Below are 20,384 nucleotides of genomic sequence, written 5' to 3'. Positions count from 1 at the left end.
TGGTCTGCGTCAGCAGATCGAGCAGGTCGTGCACGTGCGGAAACAGGACTCCTCGCCGGAGATCACGCCTGCGGCGCCGTCCTGCGAGGTGTCCTGGATGGCGGTCTCGGTGAGGTCGATGTCAAAGAGGTCCTGAGTCATGCTTTCGGGCATGGGAATTCCTTCCGGTGGAACCTGCGAAACCGAACGAATCGCCACCCTTGGGTGACAGGATCGGAATCTAGGTACGGATAGCGGACGGAGTCAAGGGGTTACGGGCGAGGGGCAGTCTGGGTAGTGTGACGCCATTCCCCGAGAGGCGAATTAGGGTTTCTTAACTCAGTTTTATGGGCCATCCAGTAAGGGGGCAGTTGCGCGGATGCGGCGTAATCAAAGCGCGGAACCAGTGTTCCGCTGCGCGGACGGAGTGCTTCTGAGAGCGCCGCTCCTGGCACGGCCGAAAGCCCGCACGACCTGGCACGACGCGGTCCGACAGGACGTGTCCTCGCGGGACCGCGCGAGGAAGGCCCGGGACGAGGGCGGCGACGAGCCAAGCGGAGCCGATATCGTCGACACTCTTCGCGTACAACTCACAGAACTGGTCTCCGACCCGCTGTTCCGCGAGGCCTTGGAGGTCTCCAGCCCCTCGCTCGCCCGCACCCTCGACGCCGTCCTCGCCGACGCGCCCGTCGCCGCGTCCGATCTGCGCAAGGCTCATCGCGCAGTGACCCGCTATCTGCTCCGCGCCGCGTCCCGGCCCACCCCCTTCGGACTCCTCGCGGGCGTCCTGTGGGGCTCCTTCGGCGCGGCCACCAAGGGTGAGCTCACCGGCGCGGGGCACAAGGCCGCGCGGCTGGACGCCGGGCTGCTGGCCCGGCTGATCGCCGAGTGGGAACGTGACCCGGCCGTGCACCGGGGGCTGAGCGTCGTGGCCAACGGGCTGTGTTTCGTACGCGGTGGGCGCCTGGTCCTGCCGTTCGCACCGGCCGGACCCGGGCAGGATGCCGCCACACCGGCGGGCGAGAACCGCCCCAAGTCGCGGACACTGCGCCACACCCCGGTCGTGCGCGCCGTCCTGGAGGCCGCGGCCCGCCCCATACGCTGCGAGACCTTGGTCCAGGAAGTCGAAGCACGGTTCACCGAGGCACCCGAAGGCGCCGTGGCCCGACTCGTCGCCCAACTCATCGGCGCGGAGGTACTTCTGACGGAGCTGCGCCCGCCTCTCGACGCCCCCGACCCGCTGGCACACGTCGAAGCCCTGCTCCCGGTCGGTACCCGCGCCGCGCGGCGCATCGCCGAACTGCGCGGAGCCCTCGACGACTACCTCCGCGCCCCTCTCGGGGAGGGAAGGGCCGCCTGGCGCACGGCACTTGAGGGAGCCGCGGCAGCACTCGACGGCACCCGCACCTCCGACGATCCCAAGGACACCGCCGCCGATCCCGGAAACACCGCCGCCGTCGGGCACGCGGTCCAGGTGGACCTGCGCCTGGACGGCACCGTCGAGCTCTCGCACGAGGTGGCCCGCGAACTGGAGCGCGCCGCCGCCGCACTGTGGCGCCTCGCACCCTCGGGGCGCGGACGCCTGACCTCGTACCACCAGGACTTCGTCGAGCGGTACGGCCTGGGGCGCCACGTGCCCGTCAAAGAACTCCTCGACCCCGACATCGGTCTCGGCGCCCCCGCCGGATACCGGCTGCCCCCGAGCCACCGCCCGGACCCGGGGCCCGCCCCACTGGGTGCCGCGCGACAGCGGCTGCTGCTGGGGCTCGCGGCCGAGGCGCAGGCACGCGGGGCGCGGGAGGTGGTCCTGGACGAGCAGTGGCTGCGCAGATTGGAGACCGCGGACGACGGCGGGGCCGCCGAGCGGGGCGGGCCCGCGGACCGGGACGGGGCCGACGGCGGCGTACGGCCGCCCGCACTCGAACTCGTCGTGCAGATCACGGCGGCGTCGGCGGCCGCGGTCGACCGGGGCGACTTCACACTGGTCCTCAACGGCGCGGCCACCGCGTCCGGCGGCCTCATGGGCCGGTTCGCGCACCTCTTCGAGCCCGCGCAGGCCGAGGCGATCCGCCGGACGGTGCGTACCGCACGCGAGGACCCCGCGGGGCGCCTCCCCGTCCAGATCCACCACCAGGCCTCCCACCACCGGCACGCCAACGTCGCCCAGGTGCCCACCTGGCTGGACGGACGCCTGGTCATCGGCGCCCACCCCGGCGCCGCCGCGCCGGGCGTCACCGACCTCAGCCTCGACGACATCGCCGTCTGCGCCGACTCCGAGGGCTTCCGGATCGTCTCCGTCGCGCTCGGCCGCGAACTGACCCCGTCGGCACTGCACGTGCTCAACCGCGAACTGACCGCGCCCAACACGGTGCGCTTCCTCATCGAAGCCGCCGCGTTCGGCCGCCGACAGTGGCGGCTGTGGGAGTGGGGCGCGGCGGAGGACCTGCCGTTCCTGCCCGCCGTACGCACGGGACGCACCCTGCTCGCCCCGGCCCGCTGGCGCCTGGAAGCGAACGGCCCGTCGTTGGCGGAGTGGCGCGAGGTCTGGCACGTGCCCGACCACGTCCAGCTCGCCCTCGGCGACCACCGCATCCCGCTGAACCTCACCGCCCCCGCGCACCGGGAGATCCTGCGCCGCGAGTGCGAACGGGCGGGCGAGGCCCTGGTCCACGAACTGCCCCTGGGCCAGGACCCCGACGGCGGCTGGTTGCACGGGCCCGGCGGCCCCCACGAGGTGGAAGCGGTAGCCACCCTGATGCCCCATCAGCCGCGTTCCGGCGCCGCACGACCTCGATCGCAACGGCCCGCACGGCTCACACAGCCTCGAACACCACGGTCCACGCGCACCGCACCCCCCGTGAGCCGACCGGGAACCGGCGAAACCCCGCCCGGCGGGCCTTGGTTGTACGCGTCGCTCTACTCCTCCGCCGAGCGCCAGGACGAACTCCTCACCGGGCCGCTGCACCGCTTCCTGTCCGAGCTGCCCACCCCGCCCGACGGGACGGGCGGCGTCGACCGGTGGTTCTTCATCCGGTACGCCGATCCGGACCCGCACTTGCGTCTGCGCCTGCACGGCGACCCGTCCCTGCTCAACGGCGTACTGCTCCCCCGACTCCACGACCTGGCACAGCAACTGGCCGCGGACGGACTCGCCCGGGGGTTGCGCCTCGACAGCTACTCGCCCGAGACCGAGCGCTATGGAGGACCGACGCTGCTCGGCGCGGCCGAAGAGGTGTTCCACGCGGACAGCCAATTGGTGCTCGAACGCCTCGCGGCCCCGGCGAGCGACCGGATCCTGGCCACCGCGCACGACGTGACCGGGCTGATATCGGCCTTCCACCGGGGCTACGGCGAAGACTGGCGGCACTGGCTCACCCGCACGTACCCCAAGCGGGAACAGCACCACAAGGCCTTCGCGGCACGCAGGAGACAAGCACTCGCCCACCTCGCGCCGGAGGGCCCGGAGGCCCACACGCACCACGCGGCGGTCGAACGTTTCGGAAGGCTGGTGCGCGAGGGGCAGGCCCGGGGCGCGCTGAGCGTCTCCCCTGACGCGGTGCTCGCCTCCCTCGTCCACATGCACTGCAACCGGCGCCTCGGCACGGACCGTACGGCCGAGGCACAGAGTCTGGCCGTGGCCCGCGGCGCGGTCCAGGCCCACCTCGACCGGGAAAGGGCCCGATCATGACCGAGAACCCCGTCGCGCTCCTCGCCGAGCGCCTCACCGATCCGGTCGCGCTGGCCGCACAAGTGGCCGCGGGTCAGACCCCGGAGCTCGCCGAGACCCGCTCCCTGTGGCATCCCCAGTCCCTCGCGGACGGCCACGCGGGCGTCGCGCTGCTCCTCGCGGCACTCGCCCACACCGACCCCGACTCCGCGCGCGCCACGCACGCGCACCTGACGGCGGCGGTCACCGGCGTGGCCAGACCCGCACGCGAAGGGCTCTACGCGGGACTGCCCGCGGTCGCCTTCGCCGCGCGCACGGCCGTCACCAGACCAGGCGAGTACGCGGCGCTGCTCACCAAGCTGGACGTCCAGGTGGCGCTGCTGGCCCGGCGACTTGTCGAGGAAGACGCACCCCGCTTGGGGCCCGGAACCACCGGAACCTCGGGCATGAGGCCGGCCGGGGCGAGGATGGCCGGGTACGACGTGGTGGCGGGCCTCTCCGGCCTGGGCCGCCTGCTCCTCGCGGCCGGACCCGAGCACCGCGAGACCACCGAGCTCGTCCTCACCCACCTCGTCGCCCTCACCCACCCGGTCACCGAACCGGGCGGCAGGACCGTGCCCGGCTGGTGGACCGCCGACCCGATCCTGTTCAGCGAGCCCCTGGGAGTCCCCGATGGACACTTCAACGTAGGTCTCGCCCACGGCATCCCCGGCCCGCTCGCGCTGCTCTCCCTCGCCCACCGCGCGGGCGTCCGCGTGCCCGGCCAGGAGCGGGCGATCCGCACCATCACCGAATGGCTGCTGGCCCGTCGCAGCCCGGACGGCGTGGGCTGGCCCAACATCGTGCCGCTGGACGCCGAACTGACCGCGGCCGCCGGAGACCGTCCCGAGCTGGCCGAGGCACGCACCGGCTGGTGCTACGGAACACCCGGCGTCGCCCGCACCCTCCAACTGGCCTCGCTGGCCCTGAAGGAACCGGATTGGAACCGGCAGGCGGTGACCGCGGTCGCCCACGCCTGTCGCCGCGGCGACTTCGCCGACCCCACGCTCTGCCACGGCCTCGCGGGGCTGACCACGATCGTGTCCCTCATGGCACGGGAGCCCGGCGGAGAGGAACTGGCCGCTCTGTTGCCGGGGTTGACCACCTCCTTGGCGGCCGCGGCGCACCCGTCCCACCCCTTCCTGTGGCCCGCCGCCGCCCCCGGAGTCGGGTCGGTGGTCCACCGCCCGGGCTTCCTGGACGGGGCGGCGGGCGCAGCGCTCGCGCTGCACAGTGCGACCAATCCCGCGGCGCCACTCGGCGAACTGCCGTGGCAGGCGGCTCTTCTGCTGTGCTGAAGGAGTCCTGCGGAGCCACGGGCCCGTGACTGCTGCGTCCGCGCCGCCCGCGCCCAGGCATGCTGGTCGAGTCCGGCCTTTTTGACGGCCGTCACCGGCGTCGACGAGGTCGGGTTGTTCGAGGCGGCGGTGGCCACCGGGCCCTCGGTCATGCACCGAGGCCATGACGAGGTCGGGCAGGACGCCCGGGTCGGCCGCCGGTACGCCGGACAGCCGCCCGCAGGTAGCTCGCAGGTCGCCCGCATGGTCGACCCCACATGCGGCGGGCTTCCTCGGCCCCGACGCTCGAACCATGCGCACCCCTGCGCGACGCGCCGTCGCCCCCGCCGTCGTCCCGCCGCTGACCACCGCAAGCGGCAGGGACGGCGAACCGGACCCCATGCGGAACGAGCAGTGGTCACGCGGCGCGCTGAAACTGCCTGACGCGCGGGGCAAAGCCGAGGGAGACACCGAGGACTGACCAGCCATGCCCGACAAGACCCCACGGAGCGGCGCGCGCGTGCGGAGGCCGGTGTGACGCATCCGGGAACCCTCGTCCTGATCACCGGCGTCGCCGTCCTCGCTCCCCTTCTCGCGCACGGCACCCGCCGTTGGGTCCGGATCCCCCTGGTGATCTTCGAGATCGTGCTCGGGATCCTCATCGGCCCCGACGTCCTCGGCCTGGCCCGGCACGACGCGGTCATCGACACGCTCTCGGAGCTCGGCCTGGCCATGCTCATCTTCCTCGCCGGGTACGAGATCGAGTTCGCGGCCATCCGCGGGGACACCTTGCGCCGCTCCGTGTGGGCCTGGATCGTCTCCCTGGTCCTGGGCCTCGGCGTCGCCCTGGCACTGACCGGCATGGACCTGTCCCGAAGCGTGGTCATCGGCACCGCGCTGACCAGCACGGCCCTCGGCACCGTCCTGCCGCTCCTGCGCGACAGCGGTGACCTGCGAGGCCGTTTCGGCACGGTGACGATGGCCTTTGGCGCCGTCGGCGAATTCGGCCCCATCGTCGCCATGGCGGTGCTGCTCAGCGGCCGCGAACCAGGCGTGTCCACGGCGTTGCTCGCCGCCTTCGCGCTCATCACGGCCGGGGCGATCTACTGGGCCCTGCGCCCCCACCCACCATGGTTCGCCCAGGTCATCCGCACGACGCTGCACACCAGCGGCCAGTTCGCCGTCCGCTTCGTGATGCTGCTGCTGGTCGCCATGCTCGCCCTGTCCGCGGCGTTCGGCCTCGACGTGCTCCTCGGCGCCTTCGCGGCGGGCCTGCTCACCCGGCTGGTGTTCCAGGGGGCCGCCCCCGAGGCCGGCGAATAGGTCCTCGGCAAGGTGGAGGCGATGGGCTTCGGATTTCTCGTCCCCCTGTTCTTCATCGTCACCGGCATCAACTTCGACCTCGCCTCACTGATCGACGGCGGCCGGGCCCTCCTGCTGCTGCCCGTCTTCCTGCTCCTGTTCCTGCTCGTACGAGGGCTCCCGGTCCACGCGCTGGCCCCTCGCGACCTGAACTCCTCCGACCGCCGGGCCCTGACCCTGTACTCCTCGACCTGCCTGCCGCTCGTCGTCGCGATCACCACCATCGGCCTGGACGACGGAGCCCTGGAGAAGGGCGAGGCCGCGGCCTTGGTGGGCGCCGCCATGGTGTCCGTTCTCGTCTTCCCGCTCCTCGCCCTGAGGGTTCGGGCAAAGGCACGCAAGGCCCCCGAGACCCCGCCTCCGAACGGGCCCGCCACGGAATCGGAGGCGTGGTGAAGGAGCGCGGCGCCTCGCGCGGCGCTCATGGTGTCGCCGTGCCGCGCCGGTTCATGAGAAGTGTGGTGAGGTGGGCGACCACGGAGGCGCCCACGATGAGCGGCATCTGGTCGTAGGCATCGGCACCCAGCAACAACGCGGTCAGTACGGCCCCGCACAGCGGGAGACCCATCACGGCCGTCGCCGCGGCGCAGATGCCGCAGGCGAGGGCGGGGGCCGTCCCGAGTCCGGGCAGTCCCGCACAGGCGAGGGAACCGGCGGCGCCGAGCAACAGGGCGGGAAAAATGGGGCCCCCTCGCAGGCCACCGAGGCTCACGGCCCAGGCAAGTCCCTTGCACACGACGAGTGCGAGCAGGACGGCGACGGACCAGCCGGTGGGGTGGGCGGCGAGTTCGGCGAGTGTTTCCTGGCCGGAGAGTGCCGCGTCCCGCGGTGAGCGGCCGGTGAGGAGGGCGTAGGCGCTCAGGCAGACGCCGACGGCGAGAGCGCACAGGACGGTACGGGTCATGGCATTGCCGCGCCCGGTCCATCGTGCGGTGCTCCGGCCCATGTGGCGTCCGAGGGTCAGCACGCAGGCGATGAGGGCGGCGATCGGCAGGCCCCAGAGGAAGTCACCGACATCGGGGTTGGCGGCGGGCGGGACGGCGGGCAGGGCGAGTCCGCCGGTCTTGAGGCCGGTCCAGGTACCGAATCCGGTGAACACGAGTGCTCCGGTGGCGCTCGCGATCAGGCAGGGCATGAGCAGCGCGGCCAGCCGAGCGCCGCCCAGACCGGCCGCCTCGACCACGAGCAGGGCGGACACCAGCGGACCGCCGAGGATGGTGGAGATCGCGGCGGTCGAGCCGGCCGTCGCCACGACTCCCGTGGTACGCGGCTCGTCGGCGCCACGCATCCTGCGAACGGCAAGCAGGGCCAGGGCACTGCCGACGGCCATGAGCGGAGCTTCAGGGCCCAGGACGACGCCCAGGGGCAGGGTGGCGAGCGCGGCCAGAACCACGCCGGGCAGTGCGCGGGCCCACGGGTGTGCCGCCGAGTCCGTCGACAGGCAGGTGTCCGCCGTGGCCCGGCATCCGCGTGCGGACCGGCGCGAGGATCAGCCCGGCGAGACAGAGCGCGGGCAACGGCCACCACCAGGGGGCCTCCTCGTAGCCCAGGGCCGCCGGGAGCGCTGCCCAGACCTCGTGCTGCAGGCTCACGAAGAAGAAACAGGCCAGCGCGATCGGCACGCCGAGCAGCGCGGACAGCGACAGGACGCGGAGGTAGGGCCGGCTGAGGACTTCGCGGTACACCGCCGCGCCGTCGGGCACCGCGTCACCTTGCGTCTCTGTCACCGCTCACCCGACCACGGCCCGGGCCGTCGCACGCCGCACCTGTCGCACGCCGCACCTTCGGATAACAACGAAGACAACCGAGGCAACTCCCGACGGCTCTCTCGCTCCGTCCATCCTCCGTACGCGGATCAGCATGCCCCCATCCAACGGCGGGCCGCCCCGTCACGCACGCGCGTCTGACCCGAACGGGGACACGGAGGCGACGCCCTGTCCGGGCGCCGACGAGATCGCACGTGCCTGCCGGCCAGAAGGGCTGTAAAGCCTGGCGCTGGACTCCATCGCAGGCGAAAGGCAGCGCAGAACTTGGGTGTCTTTGCTCGAACAGGGCCACCCACTCGTCGACCAACGTGCAACACGAGTTGTCCGTGGCGTGGCCGCACGATCCGTACCCGGCGTCTCAGCTCGACAACTGCCGCCGCGAGGGCTCGGCAAGCTGCAAAGACCAAAATAGCGCCAACTCACCCACCCGCACGGAATCATTGCCGTTTCGGTACTCGGACGCCTCCCCGAAGTCCTTACGCGTGACCTTCGCTCACCATGAAAAATGCCGACCAACCTCACCGCCAAGGTGGTGCGCACCTGGCGCAACCAGCTCCGCACCACCTGCCAATGCCGCACGCGCGGCATCGACACAGTGTTGCCTGAAGGCGCTCTCCCTCGCTGACGCTCACATCCGTCCACTGCGTGCTCAACTCCACCTTGGAGCACGCCGTCCGCGATGAGGAGATCGCGCGCAACGTCGGCGCCGGCGCCCTACGCCCCGACGCTCGAAGCCCCCATCACCGACGAAGCCCGCCACTCGCAGTGAACCGAGCGAGAGTCCCCTGAGTCAGCCTGGCAGGACAGCGGCCTCGTCTTCACCACCCCGACCGGCGGGCCTCTCGCCCCGGCCAACCTCACCCGCCGCTTCCGCAGCTTCCTCAGCCGGGCTGGACTCCGCCGCATCCGCTTCCACGACCTCCGCCACGCAACCGACGCCCTGCTCCTGGAACAGGGCGTCGACCTCGTCGTGATCAAGGAACTGCTCGGCCCGGCCGACGGCGGCCCTGACGACCCACCCGCCGCCGTCGTCCGCTGACGTTGCCGTCACCGTTGCCGTCAAACGACCCGAGGGTCCCCTCCGCGCAGAAGCGCGGAGGGGACCCTCGCATTTTCTGGGCTATCGAATTCTCCATGATCAGATGACGTGACGACGACACGGCTCACGCCTTCATGACCCTTCATTCAGTTGATCCAGATAGCCACCTTGAAGGTATTACCAAAGACCTTCCTGGATGGATTCATCCTCATGCGCAGATCGTCTAGCCCTATGTGGCCCTTGCTTTTGACCTTCGGCGCCTGGGGCGGAGAGGGGAACCCCTGCCGCACTTTCTCTGTCAAGAACCGCTCTCAGCCTTCGGAGCATTGCAAGCCATTCAGCTCCTCCCTCCTCCACACTCCAGTCGTCCCGCAAGTCATTGCTTGTGACGAGTAGGCGAGAAATCGCTTCGAGCGCCAGGGGTACCAGCTCTTTCGGAATCGGCGGAATCTCACCATTCGGCCCCCACGTCGCAGATTGAAATTCATCGCCGCCCTCGACCCCTCGGACGGTCAACGCAGCGGCAGCGATTGCCAGCTCTGCTCTTCCGCCTTCGATATGCGGGCTGCCGTCGCCCGCCACCGAGGCAAGGGCAGATCGGATCGCCTGAACCCGCCTAGACAGCGGAGTGGCATCCAAATCGCCAGCAAAGTCCGCGGCGCCATCGTTATCGAATGGCCCGTATCCCCATTTCCCCATATCGCCCTACTCGAACGGGAGCTCAGGCTGAGTCGCCTGGCGCTTGTTGTAGAGGTTTCGACCAAACCCCTCAATGCCACTACTGAGCTTAAAGCCCATTTTTTCGAACTGAACCTTCATGATGTGCTCCCGGATTCTGAGAGCATTGTCATCTCCGCACACATGGATGCAAATGACAGGCCCATCCTTGTCTCGCCTGCCCAAGTCTGCGTGCTTGCTCAGTCGAACGTTAAAGTTGTTGGTCTTGCCGATATAAACGTGGCCAGGCTTCGACTTGTCGTCGAATATGTAGACGCCTTGGTTCTTGTTGCAATTGTGGACCAGGACCGGAGTCGCCCCCGCCACCACATAGTACGTATGCAACTCACCAACGGTGAGGTTGTGAACCGTCGAGTCCTGGCTCGTCCATCGCTTCACGGCCGTGATCTCGACGTTGTGCCCGCGCCAGTGCGCAGTGTCGCGCCCGCCTTGAGGTCCGTGGCGTCGATCCACTCCCCCAGCTCCGGGACCCAGAACGGATGCCCGTCCGTGGCCGTGACCGAGGCGGTGTTGGAGCCCTTCTTGCCGTCCACGTCGATCGTGACCCTGACGAGGTGCTTGCGGCCCTTGCCCTTGATCTCCGCGGTGACCGTTTCGACCTTGGTCTTTCCGGTCTTCGGGGCGGTGGCCAGGACCTTGTCGCCGATGTCGACGTCCTCGATGGCCTTCTTCTCCGGCGGCACGGTGAAGTTCGTTGGTGCCACGTTCTCCGGCGGCACGGTAGACCTTCAAAGTGCTCGCGGCACCGCTCCCCAGGGTCTATTGCCCCCGGCAGGTGACCCCTTGCCGCCCTGCCTGACTCTTCCCGCAGGCTGGATGCCGTAGAGAATCGAAGACATCAAAAGGGTGCTTTCCTCGCCTTCTCGAAGGCGAGGAAAGCACCCTTTGCCACCCATTAACTGCGTTTCACTGGTGAAACGGCAGCATTCCACCCCTGCGCTATTCACAGTGGCCACCGACATGAGCCACGGCGCAGAGCCTGGCGCTGACGATCGGCCTGGCGGTCGGCATCGACTACGCGATGTGCATCGCCACCCGGCACCGCTCCCAGCTCACCCGCGGCATGGACGTGGAGGAGTCCGCAGCACAGGAGGTGGGCACCGCGGGCAGCGCCGTGGTCTTCGCCAGGGCCACCGTGCAGGCCGCCCCCGTGACCTGGACGGCCTGCGGATCGCACTTCCTGTCGGCTGCGAGGCCACCCTGCTGTCCCTGCTGGAGGCCGCCGAGACCGACACACTGCTCGTGATGCACCACGGCGCCGTCATCGACGAGCGCTACCTGCACGGATCCCAGTCGCACGTGCCGCACCTGAACGCCTCCGCGACCAAGTCCTGCATCGCAGCTCATCGAGCTACAGCACGGTTCACCACGTCATCTGCCGTGAGCGGGGAGAGAATGCCCGACACCACCGCCAGTCGGAACTTGGTTTCGTCCTCGGTAGCGGGGGCCGCGGTGAGAACGACGATCTTGCGTTCCGCGTCGCCGTCGGTCAGGACGTCGCAGTCCACGGCGATCGGCCCAGCCTCAGGATGGTGGACGATCTTGTGGTCCTCCCGGTGCGCGCCAACCACGCCGGAAGCCCACAGTTCCTCGAAGCGCCGACTGCCCATCGTGAGGTCCCGGATCAGATCGGCCAGGCGGTCGCTGCCCGGGAATCGCCCCGTGGCGCGGCGAAGGTCTGACACGACGGAGACCTCGACCGCCGACTGGCCGAGCGAGGCCACCGGCCAGTGCGACAGGCGGGGACCGGCCCCGTCGGCGGGGAAGGTGTCCCGAGCGAAATTGCGCAGCGCCGACGGTGTCGACGACGGGTCGCCCAACAATGCTGCCCAGGAACGGTTCCACCAGATGAGCTGCCAGTCCGCGGCGAACACGGCGGCTGCGGCGTCGCCGAGCCGGTTCAGCATGCGGTACAGACCGGGCGGAATGTGGTCTGAAATCTCCCCGTCGGCCGGCGGGGCAAGCCCGGCCAGCCGGTAGAGGTGGTCCCGCTCGGCGTCGGTGAGCTGCAGGGCGCGGGCCAGCGCCGCGGTCACCTGCGCCGACGGGGTCACATAGCGTCCCTGCTCCAGGCGGACCACATAATCGACCGAGATCCCCGCGAGCTCGGCGAGGTCCTCCCGGCGCAGTCCCGTGACCCGGCGCCTGTGGCCGATGGACAGTCCCGCCGCGTCCGGCGATACACGGCCGCGCCAGGTTCGCAGCATCGGGCCGAGTTTCGCGATGTCAGCGGTCATGAGACTGATTGTCGCACCGGGAGCCAACCCGAAGGTGGTAGTGGTTTTCCTACCGAATTCCTCTCCCTGGTTACCGGCCCGACGGCCGATGATTCTTACGGACATGACCTTCATGTTCTCCCACGACCACGTGGGTATCACTGTCACGCAAGAGGACCTTGACGCCACGATCGCGTGGTATTCGCGCAACCTCGGCTTCACTGTCGAGCAGCGGTTCGACGCCCACGGCACGACGTTCGTCTTCCTCACCGCCGGTGACGTCAGGATCGAGCTCCTCGCCGGCGCGTCCAACCCGGGCGGGGCACCGACCGACAACATCCTCACGAGCATGGACCCCTCGCGCCTGCACCACTTCTGCCTCGCGGTGACAGATCTCGACGCGGCAGTGTCACGGCTGCTGGAACTCGATGTGCCGCTGATCGGCGGCCCCATGGAGATCCCGGACACCGGCCAACGCATTGCCTTCGTCACCGACAACGTCGGCACCATCATCGAGCTCAGCGCCCCCGGCACGTGGATCTCCGGCCGGAAGGCACAGGCGTAGGGCTGCCGAACCCCGCTGACCTCACCGGGTCCCAGGACGTCGGGCAGGCCGCTGGCAGCACGCCGAGGTGGCGAGCCCTCATGTCGAACGTCCCATCCCGGTCGTCGTCGCCAAGGACATCCCCTACATCCGGCCCCGGGGATCAATCGAACCGTGGTTGACGCTGAGATTGATCATGCCCCGTTGTAGTCGGGAGGGGCGTTGCGGCGCCTTGCCGATCAACTGGAGGACGCCGCTGTCGAGCAGGCCATGCGGGCGGGCTGGAGTTGGCCGCAGGTCTCCGAGGCGCTCGGTGTCACCCGCCAAGCCGTCCACAAGAAGCACGCCAAGCGGCTCATCGCCGCCGAAGTCAAGCTGAGGAGGCGCGGCGATGAGCGCGTTTGACAAGTACCTGCATGCGGTCATCGTGCGGGCGATGGACGAAGCCCAGAATGATGGGTCGGCGACGATCGACGCGCACCATCTTCTGTTGTCGCTCGCCGCCGATCAGGGGTCTACCGCTCAGCAGGTCCTGGCCTCGGTCGGGCTCGATCGCGCTGCTGTCCGCGAGGCACTGGATCGAGAATTCGAGCACAGCCTGAGCATGGTGGGAGTGTCTCCGGCCGACTATGACCTCCCCGGGCCGAGCCGCGCTTCCCAGGAGCCCAAGATGGGTGCGTCCGCCAGACTCGCACTGGAGCGGAGCTTCTCCTCCGCTCGCAAGAAGGACCTGCGGTCAGCGCATCTGCTGCTCGGGATCCTGCAGGCTCAAATCGGCACCGTGCCACGTGCTCTCGCCTTGGCCGGTGTCGATCAGGCCGGGCTGGCGGACCGAGTACGGCAGACGCTCAACAGCCAGGATCAGTGACCACCGGAATCAGCTGACGCGGCCAGTTCACCCCGCGGCCGTGCCTCTTGTCGTGATGTGCAGTGGATCCGGTAGGCGTGCGCGATGGATCGCACGCTGCGCTGGGCGCTTGCCCCTTGCTCAGACGTCGTTTCCTTTGGCTGGCTCGCACGGCCCGGCAGGGACTGCCCTGCTGGGCGAGCAGGGCTGGATGGGAACCGTGTCAGAAGGCCGGTTCACCCTGGGGCCGTGTCGCACGGCCGATTCAATACCGGAGTTCCCGACGAGCCTGGCTCGCCGCCCTATCGGGTGCTCCTGGACGAGACCGACTGGGGTGCGCTCCATACGGCATTCGGCTCCGGTGAGGACCTTCCCGACATCCTGTTGCGGCTGTTGGAACCTGACCCCGCAGCCCAGGTCGCCGCCTTGAGTGAACTCGGCGAACTGGGACACCACCAGAACACCATCTATGAGGCCGCTGCTCCCGCCGTCATGTACGTCGCAGGCATTCTGGACCATCCGGTGGCCAAGGCCCTCCGGCCCTATCCGGGCGGCGGTGTTGTACTGGCCGGCTTCCGCGACCTACGACGCCTCCGACGAGACTGTCGCTCGGATCGAGCAGTACTGCCCTGGCTTCCTCACGCCCGGCACCACCATGGCAGCCTTCCGGGAACTGCGCCCGACGCTTTACCAGGCTGTCGCACCGTTCCTGCAGGACAGTCACAAGGATGTGCGCGAAGCCGCCGTCAGCGCCGCTCTTGTCCTTGCCGAACACGCCGCACTCGCCGCGCACCGCGATCATCTAGCGGAGGATGCACGCCGCATCCTCGGGACCAGCAGTGTTATCACCAACCGCCGCATCGCCTGGAGGGCCCTCGCAGCACGGGGTCGCACTCCCCCTGCCCCAGAGCCTCTCCGGGAGGAACCCTGGGACCAAGGACCCCACAGTGATGGCCGAGGAGATCTCGAGCCTCCCTTCTGACTCGTGGTCAAGCTGCCGCGAGGCGCCGGAAGCAGATGAACCCGGCGGCGATGCCGACTAAACCGAGGAAGTGCTCGGCCTCGCGCTCGTAACGCCGGTGCCGCCGCCTGCATCCGGCCAACCAGGACACGGTCCGTTCCACCACCCAGCGATGCCGGCCGAGTCTCTGGAGGACTCGACCCCCTTCCTGGCGATCCGTGGGGTGATGCCGCGGCGGCGAAGGCACTGCCGGAGGGCGTCGTAGTCGTATCCCTTGTCGGCGTGGAGCTTGCCGGGGCGTCGGCGTCGCGGTCCGCGGCGGGAGCGGATCGGCGGAATGCCTCGGATCAACGCCTCCAGAGCCTGGCTGTCGTGCAGGTTCGCGCCGGAGATGCCTAGCGACAAGGGCAGACCGCTTCTGTCTGTGACCAGGTGAATCTTTGATCCCAACTTTCCCCGGTCGGTCGGATTCGGTCCGGTCAGCTGCCCCCCTTCACAGCTCGAAGGGTCACGGAGTCGATCGCGCACCTCGACCAGTCCAGCTGATCGCGGGCACCCAGCTCGTCGAGGGTGACCCGGTGGAGACGAGCCCAGACCCGATCTCGGCTCCCCAGAGCGAACCGCCGGTGACTGTCTGCCAGCACGGGCCGAACACCGGAGGCAGCCGAACACCGGAGGCAACTGCCGCCAGGTGCACCCGGACGTGCCCATGTGCTGACGACGAGCGCCACGACCAACAGAAACGATGCCTTAGGACGGTCACGCGACTCGCAACGGCCAGCGTGTTAGCCGCGCACCCAAGCCGGCAAGACACGATGCAGGCAAAGATCGGCACCCTGCCGCACGAAATGGCTGCAGCTTCGGAGCTCGGCGCGTCGCTGCAGTCCTCGCACGTGACCTTCTCTGCCGCAAGGTCGATACTGCCGAGAGCAGCACTCCAGGCGCCACTCGCTCGAGCAGGAGAGATGCCTGACGGTTCGTCACCAAAGTCAGCAACAGGTCAGCAACAGCACCGTCGAAAGCCGCTTCGGGTCGCTACGCACCGCCAAGATCACACACTGGCCGATCCCACCCTGACCAGCAAAGACGCAGGTGATGGACCTGCCTGCTCCCCTTCCCAGGAGGCACCCATGAAGATGCTGATCAACGTCGCGGAGACCGTCGTCGCCGATGCGCTGCGCGGCATGGCGGCTGCTCATCCCGAGCTGGCCGTCGACGTCGAGAACCGTGTGATCGTACGCAGGGACGCCCCCGTCGAGGGGAAGGTCGCGCTCGTGTCAGGCGGTGGGTCCGGGCACGAGCCGTTGCACAGCGGGTTCGTGGGGCCGGGGATGCTGTCGGCCGCGCTGCCCGGTGAGGTGTTCACGTCGCCCGTTCCTGATCAGATGGTGCGGGCCGCGGCCGCCGTGGACAGTGGTGCGGGCGTGCTGTTCATCGTGAAGAACTACACGGGTGACGTCCTCAACTTCGACATGGCCGCGGAGCTCGCCGAGGACGAGGGCATTCAGGTGGCGAAGGTGCTCGTCGACGACGACGTCGCCGTCACCGACAGCCTCTACACCGCGGGGCGGCGCGGCACCGGTGGCACGCTCTTCGTGGAGAAGCTCGCCGGGGCCGCCGCCGACGCGGGCCTGCCGCTGGAGCGGGTCGAGGCAGTCGCCCGGCGCGTCAACGAGAACACGCGCAGCATCGGCGTCGCGCTGAGCGCGTGCAGTACGCCCGCCAAGGGCAGCCCCACCTTCGATCTGCCGCCCGGCGAGCTGGAGTTGGGCGTGGGGATCCACGGCGAGCCGGGGCGTGAGCGGCGCGCGATGATGACGTCCCGCGAGATCGCCGACTTCGCCGTGGACGCCGTACTGGAGGATCTCGCGCCGCACAACCCTGTCCTCCTGCTCGTCAACGGCATGGGCGGCACTCCCCTGCTGGAGTTGTACGGCTTCAACGCCGAGGTCCAGCGCGTCCTGGTCGAGCGCGGCGTCGCCGTCGCACGCACCCTCGTCGGCAACTACGTCACCTCACTGGACATGGCGGGAGCCTCGGTGACGTTGTGTCAGATCGATGAGGAGTTGCTCCGGTTGTGGGACGCGCCCGTGCGTACCCCCGCGCTGCGTTGGGGGTGCTGACGCCCGCCCCGCTCCGCTCCGCCATCGGTCGCGCATTGCGCAATCCCGCACCCGCAACCCCAAGTCCCGTACCCCGTACCGCTAGGAGGCCCCGTGCTCGACGCCCTCTTCTTCCGCCGCTGGCTGACGGCCACCGCCGCCGTCGTCGACCGCGAGGCGGAACGGCTCACGGAACTGGACTCGCCGATCGGCGACGCCGACCACGGCAGCAATCTGCAGCGCGGCTTCCGGGCCGTCGCCGCCGTCCTGGAGAAAGAGGTGCCGGACACGCCCGGCGCCGTCCTGACGCTTGCCGGACGGCAGTTGATCTCCACGGTCGGCGGTGCCTCCGGGCCTCTCTACGGAACGCTGCTGCGCCGCACCGGCAAGGACCTCGGCGACGCCCCCGAGGTCGGGCCCACGCGGTTCGCGGAGGCACTGCGCAGCGGCGTCGACGCGGTGGCCGCGCTCGGGGGCGCCGCGCCCGGCGACAAGACGATGCTGGACGCGCTCATTCCCGGCGTCGACGCGCTCGACGGCCCCTCCGGCTCCTTCGGCGCGGCGCGCGAGGCCGCACTCCACGGCGCCCTCGCGACGACTCCGCTGCAGGCGCGCAAGGGCCGCGCGAGCTACTTGGGCGAGCGGAGCATCGGGCACCAGGACCCGGGCGCCGCCTCCTCGGCGCTGCTCTTCGAGGCCCTCGCGGAGACCGCGGAGAGCACAGAGACCCCGGAGAGCACGGAGACCGCGGAGAGCACGGACGGCAGCCGTGGCTGACGGTCCACTGGTGGGCATCGTGCTCGTGTCGCACAGCGGGCCCGTCGCCGAGGCGGTCGCCGCGCTCGCCACCGGGCTCGCGGGCGGCGGCAACACGGCGCCAGTGGCCGCCGCCGGAGGGACGGCGGACGGCGGCCTCGGCACCAGCGCGGAGTTGATCTCGGCGGCGGCCTCGCGCGTGGACGGCGGCGCCGGGGTCGCCGTCCTCACCGACCTCGGTAGCGCGGTCCTGACCGTAAAGGCCCTGATCGCCGAGGGCGACGAACTCCCGGACGGCACACGCCTGGTGGACGCCCCGTTCGTCGAGGGCGCGGTGGCTGCGGTGGTGTCCGCGTCGGCGGGCGCCGACCTCGCCTCGGTCGAGGCGGCGGCCACGGAGGCGTACACCTATCGGAAGGTGTGAGCGGCGCACTCAACTCCCCTGAAACGAAACGGGGATCAGTTCTGGCTTACGAGCCGCCTGGCCAGTTGGTCGCCCCGCGCGACCGCGGCCCGGTGGTTCTCGATCGGCTGCGCCTTGGGGCCCTTGAAGAGGATGTACGTGACGTCGGGGCCCGCGCCGCCCCTCTGCGGGTCGGGGTTGATGCCGAGCGCGCGGGCCGTGGCGTACGACGCCTCGCCGATGAGGTCCGTGGGGCCGGTGTCGCCCACGACGGCGTACTGGACCTTGTCGCGGTGGATGACCGCGGCGACGGTGCCGCCCGTGACGTCGTGCTCGGTGTGGTCCCAGCGGCGGCTCGCGCCGGGCACGACGACGTAGGGCAGGTTCTCCGCGTCGAGTTGGCGGCCGTCGGACTGCTGGAAGGCGGTGGTGGGCTGGAACAGGGGGTCGGTGCGGCGATTGCAGGCCTCGCCCTCGCGGCCGTCGCAGTCGATGTCCATGTCGGCCTTCCAGAAGACCGCGCCGCGCGTGGCGCAGACGGGGATGTCCGCGCGGGCGCCGTCGTCCGTGCGGTACTTGCCGCGGGAGACCTGTTTGCAGGACCGGGTCGCGGCCAGCAGGTCGGCGGCGCGGACCGATCCCTCGCGGACCGGTTCGGCCGCTGAACCCGCCGCCGCGCTCGGCAACTCGGCGTCCGGTTCGGGTGGCGGCGACTGCTGGGCCGCGGCGGTGTAGCAGGCGGAGACGAACAGGGCGGTTCCGGCGGCCACCAGGGCCGTCTGTTTCTTGCGCACGGGGAGGGCCTTTCGACGGGGACAGGGGGACGAGCGGCGGGGGACGCCTGGGACCTCGGCAATAGGGACAGGTGACTACGCAAATGCCACATATGCCAATTTGTGCACCCCCATATGCCCCTGCCGCCGATCACGGTCCGTACGGCGGACGCCCCACCCCTTGATGTGCTCTCGTCACCTGTGTCAAATAGGTCCGCACCAATGCGGCGCCCATGGCAGCACCCACGTGCCGCACCCCTGCCGTCGAGTGGAAGGCAGCAGCACCGTGCGACGGATACCCCGCCCGTCCGCCCATCGGGCCCCGCCGGCCCTGCTCGCCGCCATCGCCGTGACCGCCGCCGCGCTGAGCGGCTGCGCGTGGGGCGGCGACGGCGCCGAGGACACCACTCCCCCGGCGGCGCCGCGCGGCCTCACCGTGCAGGCCGGCAGCTCCACCACCGCCCACGTCATGTGGAACCAGGCCACCGACGACACCGAAGTCACCGCGTACGAGGTGTACCGCGACACGAAGAAGGTCAAGGAGGTGTCGGGGCGGGAGTCCATGGTGGACGTCGTCGGCCTGGAGCCGTCCGCCACGTACCGCTTCACCGTCCGCGCCCGCGACGCCGAGGGCAACCTCAGCGAGGACAGCAAGAAGCTGTCGGTCACCATGCCCGCCGCGGCCGCCGCCGACCGCAAGCCCCCGTCCCGCCCCGCACGGCTGACCGGCGAGGCCGAGGGGAGCCGGGCGGCGATGCTCTCCTGGGGCAAGTCGTCGGACGACAGGAAGGTGGCCTCGTACGAGATCTTCCAGGGCGGCTCGAAGATCCACAGCGTGGGCGGGAACCAGACAGCGACGCTCGTGACCGGGCTGCGGCCCGGCACCGACTACACCTTCACCGTCAAGGCGCGGGACGCCGCCGACAACTTCTCGCCCGCGAGCCGCGCGGTCCGCGTCAGGACCTCGCCGGGCAAGGACTCGGGGCGCGGCACCGCGCCGACCGGGTTCCGCGCGGACACGCACCACGCCGACGGGGCGTACTACATCGACCTGGCCTGGACTCCGCCGCGCACCGGCGGAGCCGTGGCGGAGTACCAGATCGAGCTGGACGGGCGCACCGCCACGTCGCTCGTCTTCGGCGGGACGGCGCCGAGCGACAAGGCCGAGCACAGCTTCTACATCGGCAAGAAGGCCGGGGAGCGGCACCGGGTGCGCATCCGTCCCAAGCTGCCGGACGGGACCTGGGGCGGCTACTCCCCCGAACGGACCGTCACCACGGGCTGAGACCCGCGCGCGGCGGCCTCCCGTTCGCTCAGGATGGCCGCCGCGCGCCGGCACCAGTCGCGGGACTCGCGCTCGAAGGCGAGCCCGCGCAGACACGTCAGATAGGGGCCCACGCGCTCCCCGGTGCGCAGGAACGTGCCCTCGTCGGCGTCGCCGCGCAGCCGCACGAGCAGCTTCTCCAGGACCTCGATCTTCGCGTCGGCGACCGCCGCCCGCTCCGTGAGCTGCTCGATCACCGGCGCGGCGGCCACGCCGTCGACGGCCTGCACCTTGACGAGCAGGTCGTCGCGGATGAAGGACGGTTTCGCGGCCCGTGCGGCGAACCGCTCCATTTCGGCGAGGCCCTCGTCGGTGACGCGGAACAGCCGCTTGTTGGGCCGTCCTTCCTGGACGACCTCGCGCCCGGCGACCAGGCCCTCCGCCTCCAGTTTGGTCAGCTCGGCGTAGAGCTGCTGGGGCAGCGCGTGCCAGAAGTTGGCCACGCCGATGTCGAAGCCCTTGGCCAACTGGTATCCGCTGTACTCGCCGTCCAGCAGTGCCGCGAGCACCGCGTGCCGCAGAGCCATCTGTCGGGGCCCCTTCCCTTTCGCCGTCCAGCACCCTCATCATAGTCATCAATGTGACTAGTCA

19 protein-coding genes and 5 pseudogenes are annotated in these 20,384 nt (G+C 70.1%); 13 read left to right on the top strand and 11 right to left on the bottom strand.

Features of this window, described 5'->3' with window-relative positions:
- Positions 1–9: 9 nt before the first annotated feature.
- The gene (locus DEJ48_RS39920; RefSeq protein ID WP_190537782.1) at positions 10–153 is read right to left on the bottom strand and encodes a hypothetical protein; all 144 of its coding nucleotides are present in this window, start codon (positions 151–153) and stop codon (positions 10–12) included.
- A gap of 325 nt (positions 154–478) precedes the next feature.
- Between DEJ48_RS39920 and DEJ48_RS35000 the strand changes: the two genes are divergently transcribed.
- Together DEJ48_RS35000 and DEJ48_RS34995 are read left to right on the top strand one after the other, a co-directional pair.
- Positions 479–3,667: a lantibiotic dehydratase gene (locus DEJ48_RS35000; protein ID WP_190537781.1), complete on the top strand. Its 3,189-nt coding sequence runs from the start codon at positions 479–481 to the stop codon at positions 3,665–3,667.
- A complete protein-coding gene (locus DEJ48_RS34995) occupies positions 3,664–4,983 on the top strand; it encodes a lanthionine synthetase C family protein (protein WP_150220133.1) in 1,320 nt (439 codons plus the stop codon). The genes DEJ48_RS35000 and DEJ48_RS34995 overlap by 4 nt, the downstream gene beginning before the upstream one ends.
- Before the next feature lie 68 nt (positions 4,984–5,051).
- Here DEJ48_RS34995 and DEJ48_RS40550 read toward each other — a convergent pair.
- A pseudogene (locus DEJ48_RS40550) lies at positions 5,052–5,135 on the bottom strand (fasciclin domain-containing protein); the annotation flags it as partial.
- 140 nt (positions 5,136–5,275) lie between these two features.
- Here DEJ48_RS40550 and DEJ48_RS39915 point away from each other — a divergent pair.
- Both DEJ48_RS39915 and DEJ48_RS34985 read left to right on the top strand, forming a co-directional pair.
- A complete protein-coding gene (locus tag DEJ48_RS39915) occupies positions 5,276–5,443 on the top strand; it encodes a hypothetical protein (RefSeq protein ID WP_190537780.1) in 168 nt (55 codons plus the stop codon).
- Between the two features lie 53 nt (positions 5,444–5,496).
- Positions 5,497–6,720 (top strand): annotated as a pseudogene (locus DEJ48_RS34985) (cation:proton antiporter).
- 25 nt (positions 6,721–6,745) lie between these two features.
- Here DEJ48_RS34985 and DEJ48_RS34980 read toward each other — a convergent pair.
- Both DEJ48_RS34980 and DEJ48_RS40545 read right to left on the bottom strand, forming a co-directional pair.
- Positions 6,746–7,717 carry a chloride channel protein gene (locus tag DEJ48_RS34980; RefSeq protein WP_263399469.1) on the bottom strand — a complete coding sequence of 324 codons (972 nt, stop codon included), beginning with the start codon at positions 7,715–7,717 and terminating at the stop codon, positions 6,746–6,748.
- Positions 7,665–8,051 carry a hypothetical protein gene (locus DEJ48_RS40545; RefSeq protein WP_223832299.1) on the bottom strand — a complete coding sequence of 129 codons (387 nt, stop codon included), beginning with the start codon at positions 8,049–8,051 and terminating at the stop codon, positions 7,665–7,667. The genes DEJ48_RS34980 and DEJ48_RS40545 overlap by 53 nt, the downstream gene beginning before the upstream one ends.
- 898 nt (positions 8,052–8,949) lie before the next feature.
- Here DEJ48_RS40545 and DEJ48_RS41165 point away from each other — a divergent pair.
- Positions 8,950–9,129, top strand: a pseudogene (locus DEJ48_RS41165) (tyrosine-type recombinase/integrase); the annotation flags it as partial.
- A gap of 177 nt (positions 9,130–9,306) precedes the next feature.
- Here the strand turns inward: DEJ48_RS41165 and DEJ48_RS41160 are convergent.
- The 3 genes and pseudogenes from DEJ48_RS41160 to DEJ48_RS41150 form a co-directional block, all read right to left on the bottom strand.
- A complete protein-coding gene (locus tag DEJ48_RS41160) occupies positions 9,307–9,828 on the bottom strand; it encodes a DUF4259 domain-containing protein (RefSeq protein ID WP_150220132.1) in 522 nt (173 codons plus the stop codon).
- 6 nt (positions 9,829–9,834) lie between these two features.
- Positions 9,835–10,080, bottom strand: coding sequence for a hypothetical protein (locus tag DEJ48_RS41155; protein ID WP_411757562.1), 246 nt, complete (start codon positions 10,078–10,080; stop codon positions 9,835–9,837).
- A gap of 54 nt (positions 10,081–10,134) precedes the next feature.
- A pseudogene (locus tag DEJ48_RS41150) lies at positions 10,135–10,535 on the bottom strand (polymorphic toxin-type HINT domain-containing protein); the annotation flags it as partial.
- 353 nt (positions 10,536–10,888) lie between these two features.
- On the opposite strand from DEJ48_RS41150, the gene DEJ48_RS41145 reads away from it, so the two are divergent.
- Positions 10,889–11,113: an MMPL family transporter gene (locus tag DEJ48_RS41145; RefSeq protein WP_411757514.1), complete on the top strand. Its 225-nt coding sequence runs from the start codon at positions 10,889–10,891 to the stop codon at positions 11,111–11,113.
- Between the two features lie 97 nt (positions 11,114–11,210).
- On the opposite strand, the gene DEJ48_RS34955 is transcribed toward DEJ48_RS41145, so the two are convergent.
- Positions 11,211–12,104, bottom strand: a complete 894-nt coding sequence (locus DEJ48_RS34955) for a helix-turn-helix transcriptional regulator (RefSeq protein ID WP_223832298.1) — start codon at positions 12,102–12,104, stop codon at positions 11,211–11,213.
- A 103-nt stretch (positions 12,105–12,207) separates the two neighbouring features.
- Here DEJ48_RS34955 and DEJ48_RS34950 point away from each other — a divergent pair, with 103 nt between their 5' ends.
- From DEJ48_RS34950 to DEJ48_RS34940, 3 genes are all read left to right on the top strand, one after another.
- Positions 12,208–12,648 (top strand): VOC family protein, encoded by a 441-nt coding sequence (locus DEJ48_RS34950; RefSeq protein ID WP_190537779.1) that lies wholly within the window; start codon positions 12,208–12,210, stop codon positions 12,646–12,648.
- Between the two features lie 201 nt (positions 12,649–12,849).
- Complete coding sequence (locus DEJ48_RS34945) at positions 12,850–13,032, top strand: hypothetical protein (RefSeq protein ID WP_150220130.1); 183 nt, start codon at positions 12,850–12,852, stop codon at positions 13,030–13,032.
- Entirely contained in the window at positions 13,019–13,495 is a 477-nt protein-coding gene (locus DEJ48_RS34940) for a Clp protease N-terminal domain-containing protein (protein WP_150220129.1), read from the top strand. Before DEJ48_RS34945 ends, DEJ48_RS34940 begins: the two co-directional genes overlap by 14 nt.
- A gap of 968 nt (positions 13,496–14,463) precedes the next feature.
- Here DEJ48_RS34940 and DEJ48_RS34930 read toward each other — a convergent pair.
- A pseudogene (locus DEJ48_RS34930) lies at positions 14,464–15,146 on the bottom strand (IS5 family transposase); the annotation flags it as partial.
- A gap of 419 nt (positions 15,147–15,565) precedes the next feature.
- Here DEJ48_RS34930 and dhaK point away from each other — a divergent pair.
- The 3 genes from dhaK to DEJ48_RS34915 all read left to right on the top strand — a co-directional run bounded on the left by dhaK (position 15,566) and on the right by DEJ48_RS34915 (position 17,717).
- Complete coding sequence (gene dhaK, locus DEJ48_RS34925) at positions 15,566–16,558, top strand: dihydroxyacetone kinase subunit DhaK (protein WP_150220128.1); 993 nt, start codon at positions 15,566–15,568, stop codon at positions 16,556–16,558.
- A 93-nt stretch (positions 16,559–16,651) separates the two neighbouring features.
- Complete coding sequence (gene dhaL, locus DEJ48_RS34920; protein WP_150220127.1) at positions 16,652–17,314, top strand: dihydroxyacetone kinase subunit DhaL; 663 nt, start codon at positions 16,652–16,654, stop codon at positions 17,312–17,314.
- Positions 17,307–17,717, top strand: a complete 411-nt coding sequence (locus tag DEJ48_RS34915; RefSeq protein ID WP_150220126.1) for a PTS-dependent dihydroxyacetone kinase phosphotransferase subunit DhaM — start codon at positions 17,307–17,309, stop codon at positions 17,715–17,717. Before dhaL ends, DEJ48_RS34915 begins: the two co-directional genes overlap by 8 nt.
- Before the next feature lie 35 nt (positions 17,718–17,752).
- Here the strand turns inward: DEJ48_RS34915 and DEJ48_RS34910 are convergent, their stop codons facing one another.
- Positions 17,753–18,490 carry a glycoside hydrolase family 75 protein gene (locus tag DEJ48_RS34910; protein ID WP_411757513.1) on the bottom strand — a complete coding sequence of 246 codons (738 nt, stop codon included), beginning with the start codon at positions 18,488–18,490 and terminating at the stop codon, positions 17,753–17,755.
- A gap of 265 nt (positions 18,491–18,755) precedes the next feature.
- Here DEJ48_RS34910 and DEJ48_RS34905 point away from each other — a divergent pair, with 265 nt between their 5' ends.
- Positions 18,756–19,754, top strand: coding sequence for a fibronectin type III domain-containing protein (locus DEJ48_RS34905; RefSeq protein ID WP_411757512.1), 999 nt, complete (start codon positions 18,756–18,758; stop codon positions 19,752–19,754).
- On the opposite strand, the gene DEJ48_RS34900 is transcribed toward DEJ48_RS34905, so the two are convergent.
- Positions 19,721–20,320, bottom strand: coding sequence for a PadR family transcriptional regulator (locus DEJ48_RS34900; RefSeq protein WP_150220124.1), 600 nt, complete (start codon positions 20,318–20,320; stop codon positions 19,721–19,723). The genes DEJ48_RS34905 and DEJ48_RS34900 overlap by 34 nt on opposite strands.
- Between the last annotated feature and the right edge of the window lie 64 nt (positions 20,321–20,384).

It is taken from the genome of Streptomyces venezuelae (assembly GCF_008642315.1).
In the GTDB taxonomy this organism is placed as follows: Bacteria; Actinomycetota; Actinomycetes; order Streptomycetales; family Streptomycetaceae; genus Streptomyces; species Streptomyces venezuelae_D.
This window is presented reverse-complemented; position numbering and strand designations above follow the sequence as displayed.